The following is an 11979-nucleotide window of genomic DNA, read 5'->3' as shown; positions in this document are numbered from 1 at the left end:
ACCGCCTCGACCACGACACCAACTCAGAACGCTCATCCTCGGTCAAGCGCACAACCGGCGCAACAGGGTTCGGCACCCACCAAGTCTAACCGCTAAAGGTCAATTAATGACTCAGGACACTAGCGTCCTATCGCGACCGGCGAAGCAACATGGCAGTCGTTCCGCTGTTGGCGGCGCCTACCCCGACGGCTGCTAGGCCGACGTCATCGACCAGCCGCGCGCCTGCTTCGCCGCGGACCTGAAGACACGCCTCATGCAGGTGGCCGAATCCGTGAAGTCGTCCGCCGGACAACTGACCGCCTGCGGTGTTGGTCGGCAGTTCGCCCCCGAGCGAGATGCGCGCCGGGTCGGCAACCAACTCGCCTGACTCGCCCACCTTGCAGAAGCCGAGGTCTTCCAACCAACACAGCACGAAAACACTGAAGCCGTCGTACAGCGACGCGTAATCGACATCGGCGACCGTGAAATCGTCCGGTCCCTTACGACATCTCCTGCGCGGTGTTCAACCAGAGACCGTCGAAACCCTGCGAGTGCATGCCCGCATGGATGGCGCCGATGTTCTTCAAATCCTGGGTCGGCAGCTCTGAAGCGACGGCGGGTCACCATCATCATCTGGGTGAGCCTGAGCCTGCAGTTCGACGCTCGAATCGCTGGCGCTGCCGCACCCCATAGGCCGCGGCCTTGACGGCCTCGTCATCCTCCAGCCCTGAACCCAAAGCACCGCCCAATGTCGCGACGGCCGCCACCAGCCAGGCCATGTGCAAAATGGTTGAGAAATCAACGGAATGGCCGATGTTCCGCGCGACCAGTTGCGGCGGAAGCGTCCACCAGGCCGTCAACAGCAGCAGCAGGAACAGCCCGATGTGAAGAATAGCGACGCCGATGGTCAGGGTGACGACAGTCGCTGTGTTGTACAACTCCGCGCGTTCGCGTTCGTCGACCGAATGCGGCCGTTCCCATAGTTTGTGGTCAAGGATGAGCCACGCGATCATCGCTGTGGTTGCCAAAACCGTTGTCGCGCTTAAGCGCCAGGGGCCCATCGTGTCGGACAGCTGCCAAATCGTTGGATACGCAAGGCTCACGGCCCCAGTTGCGAACGCTGCCATCATCACCTTGGACAGACCAGCGGCCAATAGCCACGGGCGGTTTGCGTAAACCATGCCTGCCAGAAGTTGCAGACGGGACAGACCCGTCGACGCGACGTAGCGGACGACATCGTCCTCCTGTGTTCGCTTCAGCCGCTTCACGGACCGGTGTTGCTTCTCTCGCTCGTCCGACTGGTGCATCACCTCGGCCACAATTGTCTGCGCCAAGTTCCTCACCCGGCGATAGATGAACAAGCCGCCAACCCCGGGGATGGAAATCAGTCCGAACAGGCTGCCAAGGCTGATATCAGCTATTACTGGCGTCGTCCCGAGAAGTCGTGGCAGATCGGTGAGGTAGATGACGATGTCCTCGGTCTCGCCTGCCGGGTCGACGGCGCGGATTACGTCTACGACCTCGGCGTGCTCATCGACCGGGTAGGAGTCGCGTCGCACAGATACGCGCCACGTGCCATCCGCGGAAGCCGCGTCCGCCAGCGCATCCGGTAGTGAATCAGCAAGACGTTCGGCGATGGCCGCCGGAGCACCGGGATCGGCGACTATCAATATTGATGACGGGCCGAATGACATTAAGCGTCGCATACCCGCAACCCATGTGGCGAAACGTTCACCGATTGCCCTGAGTTTGGGATCCACTCGGCCGAAACGCGTCCGAACTGCGAAGATTCGCGTACCGCAGCATGGGTACCCGTGGGAGCGCGATGACAGAAAAGTCCTATCGAAGCACCGACGACATCGACCCTTTCGTGCGTGTGTACGGGACGCGGGTGCACAACCTCCGGGGCGTCGATCTCGTGGCGCCGCGTGACGCGCTGGTCGCATTCACCGGAATCTCCGGATCCGGCAAATCGTCGTTGGCCTTCGGAACTATCTACGCCGAGGCCCAACGGCGCTACTTCGAGTCCGTCGCCCCATACGCCCGTCGCCTGCTCCTGCCAACCGGCGCGCCAAAGGTGGATGACATCACCGGGCTACCCCCTGCAGTCGCATTGCAACAACGCCGAGGTTCGGCGACGTCGCGGTCGACGGTCGGTACAGTCACCACGCTGTCGAACCTTCTGAGGATGCTCTTCTCTCGCGCCGGGACCTACCCGCGCGGGGCCACCGAACGGCTGGACTCCGACGCGTTCTCCCCGAACACGGCGATCGGAGCATGCCCTGAGTGTCACGGGCTTGGACGAGTCCACCAAGTCACCGAAGAGACACTGGTGCCAGACCCGTCGCTGACCATCCGCGAAGGTGCCGTCGCCGCGTGGCCAGGTGCGTGGCAGGGCCAGAACCTGCGCGACATCCTCGTCACTCTCGGCTACGACATCGACAAGCCGTGGCGGAAACTCCCAAAGCGGCAACGCGATTGGATTCTGTTCACTGATGACCAGCCGACGGTGGAAATCGATCCGGGCCAGCACCCTGTGCAGGCCGATTACTACTACAACGGCACGTTCTCCAGTGCGGAGCGCCACGTGCGCCACACGTTGGCCAACTCGCACAGCGCGATGATGCGTCGCCGCGTGCTGCAATTCGTAAACAGCCTCGATTGCCCGCTGTGCGGCGGCTCCGGGCTAAGACCCGACGCACTCAAAGTGACGTTCGACGGGCGCACCATCGCCGACTACGCCGCGATGCCCCTTGCCGACCTTGCGGACACGTTGCGCCCGACTGCTTCTCGGACCGATGCTGCCGCAGCCTATGAATCGACGGAATCCGGCGAGCTCACAGAAGTGGCAACCATGATCGCCTCCGATCTTGTTGCAAGGCTTCAGATACTCATCGATCTCGGCCTCGGCTATCTCACGCTCAGTCGCCGCACTCCGACGGTGTCACCCGGCGAACTGCAGCGGTTGCGGCTGGCCACACAACTGCGTGCCGGCCTGTTCGGCGTGCTCTACGTGCTCGACGAGCCGTCGGCTGGACTGCATCCCGCTGACGCCGAACCGCTGCTCGAGGTGCTCGATCGGCTGCGGCGGGCGGGCAATTCGTTGTTCGTGGTCGAGCACGACATGGACGTGGTCCGTCGTGCCGATTGGATCGTCGACGTCGGACCCGGGGCCGGCGAACTCGGCGGGGACCTGCTCTACAGCGGCCCTGTGCCGGGTCTCGCCAACGTCGAGGGGTCGGTCACTCGCAGGTACCTGTTCGAAGAGGTCGCGCCGGCGCCTCGTCAACCCCGCACTGCGTCGGGGCTAGTGCGGCTGCGTGGGATCCACTTCCACAATTTGAGAGACGTCGACGTGGACCTACCACTGGGCGTGTACACGGCGGTCACCGGAGTGTCCGGGTCAGGCAAGTCGACGCTTGTCGTCAAGGTTCTCGGCGATGTGGTGAGCAGCCACCTCGGCACGGGGCGCACGCCCGATCCCGCCACCACCGACGATGACGAGGCTGAGACCGAGTTCATCGATCTCGATCATGACGCCAGCATCGGTGTGACCGCAGACGGTGTCGAAAAGATCAATCGGCTGGTATCCGTCGACCAGCGCCCAATCGGCCGCACGCCGCGCTCGACGCTGGCGACCTACACCGGTTTGTTCGACGCCGTCCGTAGGGAGTTCGCCGCGACCCCGATGGCGCGTCGCCGCGGTTGGACCGCCGGCAGGTTTTCGTTCAACGTGGCTGAAGGTCGCTGCCCCACCTGTCAGGGCGAGGGCTTCGTGTCAGTCGAATTGTTGTTCCTGCCGGGCACATACGCCACCTGCCCGGCCTGTGAAGGCGCCCGCTACTCCGAAGAGACCCTCCAGGTGCGCTATCGAGATCGGACGATCGCTGATGTACTCGCGATGACCGTCGACGAGGCCTCGGGATTCTTCGTCGACGTCGCCAGCGCAGCGCGGAGCCTGACCACACTGCAAGAGGTCGGACTGGGTTATCTGCGTCTCGGACAACCCGCGACCGAGCTATCGGGCGGCGAGGCGCAGCGGATCAAGCTCGCCTCCGAACTACAGCGGCCCCGTCGAGGACACACCCTCTATGTCCTCGACGAGCCGACCACCGGGCTGCATCCCGCCGACGTGGATCTGCTTGACGATCAGTTGCACCGCCTAGTCGACGCGGGCAACACCGTGGTCGTGGCCGAACACGACATGCGCATGGTCGCGGGCGCCGACTGGGTGATCGACATGGGACCGGGCGCGGGCACCAACGGCGGTCGGGTGGTCGCGGCTGGTCCGCCGAAAAAGGTGGCACGAGCCAAACACAGCCGTACAGCCCCCTACCTCGCGAAGCAGTTGGCGACGTCCTGATGAACCAGCTCACAGATCCGTTGCTTCGGCGCCCAATGCACCAGCCAGCTTTCTCCTGCCGACCCCAATTCGGGATGAGCCCAAAATAAAGCGGGCCAGGTCTCTCGACCTGGCCCGCTTATCGGTGGAGCTGCCGGGAATCGAACCCGGGTCCTACGGCATTCCCTCAAGGCTTCTCCGTGCGCAGTTCGCTATGCCTCTACTCGGATCTCCTGATCACGCGAACAAGTCAGGATGACGATCCCAGTCGCTGTTTGGTGTCCCGACGAGTCCCGCGACCGAACTCATCGGTTGATCCCTCTAGATGACGCCAGGGTCCGGGTCGAGGGCTCTCCCGGTCTGACGGACTCACAGTCGCTTAGGCAGCGAGTGCGAAGTCGCGCTGATTGGAATCGGCGCTTAATTGGTTGCAACGACGCTTACGGTGGTCTCTTGCCTGCACCGGCACGCTTCCCTTGATTCGATGCGCGAAGTCGAAACCGTTCAGCCCCTCGCATCCCCGCCGACCTTCGGCAGGACGATTCATTCTACGCGAGCAACAACAGCGCAGGCCAAGGGTTTCTTCCCGCGTCGGGCTATTTCTGCTGTTCAAATCCACGATCGCCGGATCCGGGACGAAATATTCGAGCCGCGGCCCCCGTTTGTCGCTACGGGAAATGGCTGCGAGAGCGGAGGACGACATGGAAGCCTGGGACGCGATCCGGGCCCGACGCAACGTACGGAGCTATCTGGCCGACCCCATCCCCGACGACGATTTGGACCGCATCGCGGAGGCCGGCTGGCGCGCGCCGTCGGCCTCTAACCGCCAGCACTGGGACTTCATCATCGTCACCGATCGCGAACAGCTCGAGCAGCTCTCGACGGTCTGGCAGGGCGCGCGTCACATCGCGGCCGCGCCGGCGGCGATCGCACTGGTCATCCCGGCACCGCCCGACGAGCGGACAAAGCTGATCGATCAGTACGACCTGGGTCAAGCGACGCTGGCGATGATGATTGCGGCGACCGACCTCGGCATCGGCACAGGCCACTCGTCGGTGGGCGACCAGGAGAAGGCCCGCACGATCCTCGGTGTGCCCGACGATCACATCGTCGCGTACCTGCTCGGCATCGGCTATCCGGCCGACCGCCCGCTGAAGCCGATCGTCAACCCCAACCGCCGCCCGTTCGCCGAAGTCGTCCACCGCGGACGCTGGTGAGCAGCCCGTCGGCGGTCAGTGGTTCGGGACGCCGGTGTACTCGGGGTTCGGCGGCACCGACAGGGCGATGCCGATCCGGTTGGTCGCGCCGATGAACGCGGCGATCGAGATGCCCTCCAGGATGAGGTGATCGTCGAGCCCCAGCTGCCGCAACCGGTCGAAGTCCGCGTCGCGAATGGACTGCGGGTCATTGTTCACCGCCACGGCGAGGTCGGCGAGCGCCCGCTCGCGCTCGGTGAGCTCGGCGACCTGATGGTGATCGATCGCGACGCGCTGACCGAAAGACCAGTCGCCCGCGACCTTCCCGAGTTTGTGGGCGTGGTTGGTGTGGCAGTAGGCGCACCGGTTCTCTCCGGAGACGACGGTGGCGATGACCTCGCGCTCACGCGCGGTCAGGCCGCCGCGGCCGTCGGTCCCGAGCAGCGGCAGCAGGTAGGCGTTGAGCCGGCCGAGGTCGTCTTCGTTCAGTGACAGCGCGCGGAACCAGTTGGATGTCAGACCTTCCTCGCGCTGCTGCTTGGTGAAGAAGCCGCGCACCGCGGGGTTCTTGAGCTTGTCAACCTCGGGGACGTCGAGCCGCGAGATCCGGGTGGGCGTGAGGCCATTGGTAGCAGCGGCAGGGGCATCCGCAATAGTCGTCATGACAGGAGCATGCGGCCGATGACGGTCGCCGCCAACAGTTCGGCCACACCAGAATTCAAACCTTGCGCGCGAGTCGGTGATTGGTGCCTGGTGCTCAGATCACGTAGTTGAGGTGCTCGACGATTCGCCTGCCGACGGCCTCGTCGCCGCCGTAGGTGATCGCGTCGGCGTGCTGCTCCAGCGGGGTGCGTCCGCCGGCGAGTCGGGCGAACAGCAGTCCATCGAGCTGGATCGTCGAGGTGGGGTCCTCGTCGCCGAAGTCGTCGACGACCTTCGCGCGGCCCTCGACCGCCACGTTGATCGTCCGCCCCAGCGGTCCCGTCAGCTCGAACGAGACGCGCGATCCGTCGGGCGCGCCGCCCAGCTTGCCGACGACGAAGCCCATGCTGGCCGCCATCTCGTCCAACGCGAAATCAGAGGCGGGCCCGACGAGCTCCCCCGCACTGGCGGGGACGCCGACCGCGGCACGGATGTCGTGCTCATGCATCCAGCAGTCGAAGGTGCGCACCCGCATGAACCGGCCGTAGCTATCCGGTCCGGCCGGTGTGAAGGTCACGTCGTTCCACTTGGCATTGGATAGATCGGACAACGCTTGTCGCCGCTCCGCGGTCGTGGCGCGGAACATGTCGAGCAGCGCCTCGGCACTGAGGGTCCGGAGGTTGCGCACCCAGCGCTCGTTCATGACGCCGATGTCGTTGCGGACGTGTTCGAGCGTCGACACGTCGATGTCGGCCTCCGGGGTTTCGACGCCCTGGAGCATGGATTCGGTACCGATGAGGTGGGAGACCACGTCGTGCACGTTCCAGCCGGGCAGCGGCGTGGGCGTCTGCCAGTCGGTGCCGCTGAGGTTGCCGACGAGCTCGTCGATGTCTCTCCACACGGCGAAGAGCCCGGAGAGCACGGCCGGCTTGTCGAGCACGGTGACGGGACGCGAGGGGCTGCTCACCCACCCGACGCTAGCCCTCGCGGCACCCGAGCGTCCACGAAATCGCGGGTCCGAATGAGACGGCGGCGCCGTCCTAGAGGCCGACGTAGAGACCGATGACGATGCCGGCGGTCAATATCGTCCATCCGTGGACAATCAGCTTCAGCCAGGTCGGCGAATGGCGGATGTCCATGAAGTATTGCGTCACCAGGAACACCTTGACGAAGGCGACGACCAATATGACGGCCATCGCCAGCCTGCTGAAACCGAGCAGATGGTCGATGCCGAGCAGGTAGGAACCCGCGGTCAGCACCGCCAGCACCACTCCGACGACAATGGCCGTCGTTTTGGTTGTACCCGAACGTGTTTCGATCAGCACCATTTCAGTTCACCAAATAGAAGAGCGGGAAGAGGACCAGCCACAACAGGTCGACCATGTGCCAGTAGCACGTCGCCGACACGAACAACTCACGATCTCGCGGCCCGCTCAGACCGGAGGCCGTGCGTGGCCGGATCAGCCCGAGGACCAGGGTCCCGACGAGCACGTGGACCAGATGCGCACCCGTCACTGCGAAGAACAGCATCCAGAAGGTGTTGGTATGGATCCACATCCCGTGGTCCATCGCCATGCCGTATTCCGCCACCTTGATGATGAGGAAGACCAGCCCGCATGCCATGGCCGCGATCAGGCGTTGTGACGCCTCCCGATACCGATCACGTTGTGACGCATCGATGGCCAGTACGACCAATGCCGATCCAATGATCAACACGACTGTGTTGACCAAGCCCAATGGCTGATTCAGAACTGACTGGCCGTCGGCGAACATCGCCGGATCATGCGCACGGTTCCATACGATCACACCGAAAAGCGCTGTGAATATCGCCATTTCGGTGAGGATGAAGACCCATACCCCGGCCTCGCCGGGAACGACACCGGGTCGACGAGCCGGCGGCGCCGTGGTCGGGGTGGTCGCCAGCGATTGACTCGTCATCGCGCGGTCACCTTCGGTCGGTTGGTGCGCGCGGTGCCGGCCGATTGGTCGCCCTTTAATCCGCTATCTCGTTCGAGCGCGAGGCTACGGCGGTGCCCGAGAATCAGCTGAATCAGAAGCATGATGTACCAGGCAAAGAAGATCGCGCCGGCGATCCAGAAGCTGATGAACCCAGTCCACGAGAAGGGCCCGCTGGTGAAGAAGGGAATCAGCGACCCAGTGAGCGAACCGAACGCCATGCACAGGCTGTACCAGCCAACCCACCGGGGAAAGATCGGAGTTGATGCCTTGTCGCTGAGGACCGCCCACGCGGTGGACGCCGCCTGGACCGCACCGGGCTGCCACAACCCGATGAGAGCCAGCCAGGTCACGTGGTTCAGCAATTGATATGTGCTGTCAGGCATATCCGGACGCAACAGTCCTACCAACATCATCGACCCGCAGATCATCATCAACGTTGCGGCGATGACAGCCGAGCCGAATTCGGTGACCGCAGCGACGAGTCCGACGCCCCGCACGCGGCGCAACCGGTCAGCGATGGCGACGCCGAACGGCATGAAGAACGTGCCCCCGACGATCACCAGAATGACGCCGAGCCTCTTGAGATCGACATTTTCGTGGAAGTAGGCCGCCGTCACGTCGGCGGCGTTCGGTCCGGGCGGGGGCAGGAAACCCGCAAGCAGGAACCCAAGGCCAATGAACGTCAAGATCCCGAAACCGGAGAAGATGCCGAACAGTCGGACGGCAGGAGGATTGTCAGAAGACACTGGCTCGGTCAAAAGAACTCCTCGTCGATCCGGGCCTCAACAGGACGTAAGGCTGGCGGGCGGCGAGCCGGAGATGGCCGCCGCGCCGAACGCGACTATCAGCATGACACACACCAGACCCCTGAGCACCGGGATTGCGTAGCATTCATCTAGCTTTCCTACGCATTGTCGCGAGTCATCGCTTCCCTCTCGACATATTGGGCAGTATTCAGCGCCATGACTTAAAGAATCAGCCGACTCTCAGCCGGGCGAATATAGCGGACATCACTTTCGATGATCCGCCGCATCAGCCCCCGAATGCGCATAATATTTGTTGTTTAGCTGCGCAAATTCGAACGTCACGCCACGGGAGAAACCGAGACATTGCCGAGCCCAAGCCTCGATCAGCCACCCTTCGTTACGCACAACAACCTCGACAACTCCAGCGCCGGCCCGGTCGCCACCTCCGGTGAGATGGCAGCTAATTGATGCGAGACGACTCCACTGACGCCAAGGACATGCGTCTATCGCCGCCGGCCACGCAGGGGGCCTCGGCGGGTGTAGCACTCCTGCCGGGGAGCGACATCTCCGCGCTACCCCGCGCGAATCTCGATGACCTCGATCGCATCCTGATCGAATCGTTGCTGAACGACGGCAAGATGACGAACCGCGAGTTGGCCGCGCTGGCAGGAATCAGCGAATCCGCGGTCAGCATTAGACTCCGCAAGTTGACGGCGAGCGGCGCGCTCATCTTCACAGCTCTGATCGATTGGGAAGCAGCCGGTTTCGAGTGGTTCGTAATGGTCCGGCTGAAGACACACTCTCGGTCACCGCGCGAAGTCGCCGATGACGTGGCGGTGCTGGACCAATGCGAAGCTGTCGCCGTTACCATCGGCACCCACGATGTCGTCGCGTTCTTCCTTGTCGAGGACCGCGCCGAGTTGCGTCAACTGACCAACTACGCCCTCCCCGCGATCAAGGGCATTTCCGCGATGCGCGTCGATCTCGCGACCGACACATCGGTTACACCCAACGGCCGCAAGCTTTTCCTGGCGCGAGGAGCGCCCCCCATCCGGCTACCAGCGCCCAAAGTCGAGTTGGACGATCTGGACGTGGCGATCCTGCAAGCACTGATCATCGACGGGCGCCAATCCAGTCGCAAGACGGCGCGATCGCTCAACGTCTCAGAAGGGACTATCCGCGCGCGGATGTCGCGTCTCACCCAAGCCGGTCTGGTGCGCGTCGTCGCCATGGTCGAACCGGTAGCGATGGGCTTGGCCGGTGTCATTGCGTTCGTGTCCCTCAGGGCGGATCGCGCCAAGATCAACGAAATCCACGAGCAGCTCAGGACAGTGCCGAACCTGGTGTTCATCGCGGTATGCGTCGGCAGCTCCGATCTCAGCGTGGCAGTCACCGCAACGGATCCCCAGCAACTGACCGAACTCGTATCGACGCGGATTCAAACGATTGAAGGTGTGCACGCCACCGACACCCTGTTCATGGTCGATGTCGTCCGGTTCAGCCCTTATCTCAAGCGGCTCGATTCCGAGGCATAGAGTCGGCGGCCGCTAACACTGCGGGCACGGTGAGGTCGTGTCATCCGGGCGGTGATTGCACAGGCCTGGTGTCGGTCGGTCCTAGCCATCGCCAGCTCTGATCCGTCCACGGTGCCGACAACCAGGTCTTGGTGGGCTCGATCAAGAACTTCATCGGACCGCGCTCGCAGAATGTGCGATTGTCAGGTGTGACAGCGCATTTCGTGCCTTCGTGCTGGATGAAACTGCGCTGAGGCAGCGGCTTTTCGGCCCGCGTGGCAGGGAATCTGACGGCCATCGACCAGTCGTAGTGCACGGCACGATCACCGTTGATCCATCCGATATGACTCACCCCGGCAGGCGCTCCGGGTATGTACCCGGTGCAGCCGAAGTTGCCGCGGCCCCAAATGCCGCAGTTCTGTCCCGTCGGAGCGACGAACCACACGCCGCCGGGAAGAGCGAAAGTGTTCGCGTCCAACTGCTGGTAGTACCGAATATCCGGCCACGGGCTGGGCTCTTCTGGCGATGGGGGCGGCGGTGACGGCTGCGCCGGCTGTTCCGAGACAAACGGCTCTCCGGGTGGGGCCAAAGGCGCTGCGGGGTCCGCCTGAGCCGTCGGTCCAGTGGCCAGCAACAAGACGGTCAGCGCGGCCGCCACGACGACTGGCGACCATTGCCCTCGCGGTGTAGCGACAGAGACCACCGGATCCGCTTCTCGGCAAAGGCTTTCACGCTGGTCGGACATCTGGTCATCCTTCCCGAGGCGGGGCGCGTAGTGCGGCTTCATCGGCACCGCCGCGCTAGAAGATGTGTGGCGTGTTGCCGTAACATGTCGCGTTTCCGAGGTCGAGGGTGCTCTGGCAGAGCACCTTGCCGCCCTGAAGTATGCGCACCGTGACCCATTTGTTCGGGCGTTCGTTCGGCCGCCAATCCGCTCGAACTTCGGCGCGATCTGTGCCTCCGAGCACCGCCGTATCCATCCGCCACGGCAGTGCCGCCTGCCAAACGAACGCCCGCTGTTGCGGGTCCATGTAGACGATGTTCGCCCGGTCGACGAAGTTGGAGACGACTTCGTACGTGACCACGTCGTCGGTCGCTTCGGCCCAAGGCGCGGCGGGCATCGAACCGAGTACTGCGATGAACGCTGCTGCGGCGAAGCTCATGGTCCGTCGGCGGATCGGGGTCATGGTCCGACCAGCACTACGGTCGCGAGGTTCTTCCCGGTGCTCTCGTTCCACAGCATGCTTGCACCGAACTTCGTGTACGCGCAATCCGGAATGGCCTGGTATCCCTGCAGGAGAACGCTTTTGATTGAATCACCGGTGTTGCCGGCGGCGCCATACAGTGAAATGGCCTTGCCGCCGGCGACGCCGAGATCATGGACGATCGGCAGGGGGTCGGCCACGGGTACGTGTCTCGCGGTGTGGTTCAGATAGACATCAGTCGATTGGTTGACGATTTCGGCGGCCTGTTCGACGGCGGGGTCATATTCCAGTTGGCCACATGTCGCAGATCCGCGGACTTGTGCGACAGCCTCTTGCAGGCTCGGCGCCGGGTCGGCTGGTGCGGCGGGCGCAATCAACACGGTTACCGTCAGGATC

Annotated in this window: 12 protein-coding genes, 1 other RNA gene and 1 pseudogene; 3 read left to right on the top strand and 11 right to left on the bottom strand. The window is 63.6% G+C overall.

All coding sequences use genetic code 11. The features are described 5' to 3' along the window. Positions 1–127: 127 nt before the first annotated feature. Both H7J93_RS03185 and H7J93_RS03180 read right to left on the bottom strand, forming a co-directional pair. Positions 128–451 (bottom strand): annotated as a pseudogene (locus tag H7J93_RS03185) (thiolase C-terminal domain-containing protein); the annotation flags it as partial. Positions 452–608: 157 nt separating this feature from the next. Continuing rightward, positions 609–1673 (bottom strand): hypothetical protein, encoded by a 1065-nt coding sequence (locus tag H7J93_RS03180; protein ID WP_267304838.1) that lies wholly within the window; start codon positions 1671–1673, stop codon positions 609–611. Between the two features lie 131 nt (positions 1674–1804). On the opposite strand from H7J93_RS03180, the gene H7J93_RS03175 reads away from it, so the two are divergent. Beyond that, positions 1805–4342: an excinuclease ABC subunit UvrA gene (locus H7J93_RS03175; RefSeq protein ID WP_267304837.1), complete on the top strand. Its 2538-nt coding sequence runs from the start codon at positions 1805–1807 to the stop codon at positions 4340–4342. 122 nt (positions 4343–4464) lie between these two features. Here the strand turns inward: H7J93_RS03175 and ssrA are convergent. After that, positions 4465–4833: a transfer-messenger RNA gene (ssrA, locus tag H7J93_RS03170) on the bottom strand. Between the two features lie 189 nt (positions 4834–5022). Between ssrA and H7J93_RS03165 the strand changes: the two genes are divergently transcribed. After that, entirely contained in the window at positions 5023–5538 is a 516-nt protein-coding gene (locus H7J93_RS03165) for a nitroreductase family protein (RefSeq protein ID WP_267304836.1), read from the top strand. Positions 5539–5553: 15 nt separating this feature from the next. Here H7J93_RS03165 and H7J93_RS03160 read toward each other — a convergent pair whose 3' ends face one another. The 5 genes from H7J93_RS03160 to H7J93_RS03140 all read right to left on the bottom strand — a co-directional run bounded on the left by H7J93_RS03160 (position 5554) and on the right by H7J93_RS03140 (position 8876). Then, positions 5554–6180, bottom strand: a complete 627-nt coding sequence (locus H7J93_RS03160; RefSeq protein WP_267304835.1) for a peroxidase-related enzyme — start codon at positions 6178–6180, stop codon at positions 5554–5556. 94 nt (positions 6181–6274) lie between these two features. Then, entirely contained in the window at positions 6275–7126 is an 852-nt protein-coding gene (locus H7J93_RS03155) for a maleylpyruvate isomerase family mycothiol-dependent enzyme (RefSeq protein ID WP_267304834.1), read from the bottom strand. 73 nt (positions 7127–7199) lie between these two features. Next, positions 7200–7487, bottom strand: coding sequence for a cytochrome C oxidase subunit IV family protein (locus H7J93_RS03150; protein WP_267304833.1), 288 nt, complete (start codon positions 7485–7487; stop codon positions 7200–7202). 1 nt (position 7488) lies between these two features. After that, on the bottom strand, positions 7489–8097 hold the full coding sequence (locus H7J93_RS03145) for a cytochrome c oxidase subunit 3 (protein ID WP_267304832.1): 609 nt from the start codon (positions 8095–8097) through the stop codon (positions 7489–7491). Continuing rightward, positions 8094–8876: a DUF3784 domain-containing protein gene (locus H7J93_RS03140; protein WP_267304831.1), complete on the bottom strand. Its 783-nt coding sequence runs from the start codon at positions 8874–8876 to the stop codon at positions 8094–8096. The genes H7J93_RS03145 and H7J93_RS03140 overlap by 4 nt, the downstream gene beginning before the upstream one ends. Before the next feature lie 455 nt (positions 8877–9331). Here H7J93_RS03140 and H7J93_RS03135 point away from each other — a divergent pair, with 455 nt between their 5' ends. Beyond that, a complete protein-coding gene (locus H7J93_RS03135; protein WP_308204901.1) occupies positions 9332–10399 on the top strand; it encodes an Lrp/AsnC family transcriptional regulator in 1068 nt (355 codons plus the stop codon). A 40-nt stretch (positions 10400–10439) separates the two neighbouring features. On the opposite strand, the gene H7J93_RS03130 is transcribed toward H7J93_RS03135, so the two are convergent. From H7J93_RS03130 to H7J93_RS03120, 3 genes are read right to left on the bottom strand one after another with little or no spacing between them, the layout of a single operon-like run. Continuing rightward, the gene (locus H7J93_RS03130; protein ID WP_267304830.1) at positions 10440–11123 is read right to left on the bottom strand and encodes a hypothetical protein; all 684 of its coding nucleotides are present in this window, start codon (positions 11121–11123) and stop codon (positions 10440–10442) included. A gap of 55 nt (positions 11124–11178) precedes the next feature. Continuing rightward, positions 11179–11565: a hypothetical protein gene (locus H7J93_RS03125; RefSeq protein WP_267304829.1), complete on the bottom strand. Its 387-nt coding sequence runs from the start codon at positions 11563–11565 to the stop codon at positions 11179–11181. After that, complete coding sequence (locus H7J93_RS03120) at positions 11562–11963, bottom strand: hypothetical protein (RefSeq protein ID WP_267304828.1); 402 nt, start codon at positions 11961–11963, stop codon at positions 11562–11564. Before H7J93_RS03120 ends, H7J93_RS03125 begins: the two co-directional genes overlap by 4 nt. Between the last annotated feature and the right edge of the window lie 16 nt (positions 11964–11979).

The sequence above is a fragment of the Mycobacterium barrassiae genome (assembly GCF_025822765.1).
In the GTDB taxonomy this organism is placed as follows: domain Bacteria; phylum Actinomycetota; class Actinomycetes; order Mycobacteriales; family Mycobacteriaceae; genus Mycobacterium; species Mycobacterium barrassiae.
This window is presented reverse-complemented; position numbering and strand designations above follow the sequence as displayed.

Bases quoted from the DNA above. Each gene is read 5' to 3' on its own strand.
- H7J93_RS03180 (WP_267304838.1), bottom strand. From the start codon at position 1,673: ATGTCATTCGGCCCGTCATCAATATTGATAGTCGCCGATCCCGGTGCT.
- H7J93_RS03175 (WP_267304837.1), top strand. From the start codon at position 1,805: ATGACAGAAAAGTCCTATCGAAGCACCGACGACATCGACCCTTTCGTG.
- H7J93_RS03165 (WP_267304836.1), top strand. From the start codon at position 5,023: ATGGAAGCCTGGGACGCGATCCGGGCCCGACGCAACGTACGGAGCTAT.
- H7J93_RS03160 (WP_267304835.1), bottom strand. From the start codon at position 6,180: ATGACGACTATTGCGGATGCCCCTGCCGCTGCTACCAATGGCCTCACG.
- H7J93_RS03150 (WP_267304833.1), bottom strand. From the start codon at position 7,487: ATGGTGCTGATCGAAACACGTTCGGGTACAACCAAAACGACGGCCATT.
- H7J93_RS03145 (WP_267304832.1), bottom strand. From the start codon at position 8,097: ATGACGAGTCAATCGCTGGCGACCACCCCGACCACGGCGCCGCCGGCT.
- H7J93_RS03135 (WP_308204901.1), top strand. From the start codon at position 9,332: ATGCGAGACGACTCCACTGACGCCAAGGACATGCGTCTATCGCCGCCG.
- H7J93_RS03130 (WP_267304830.1), bottom strand. From the start codon at position 11,123: ATGTCCGACCAGCGTGAAAGCCTTTGCCGAGAAGCGGATCCGGTGGTC.
- H7J93_RS03125 (WP_267304829.1), bottom strand. From the start codon at position 11,565: ATGACCCCGATCCGCCGACGGACCATGAGCTTCGCCGCAGCAGCGTTC.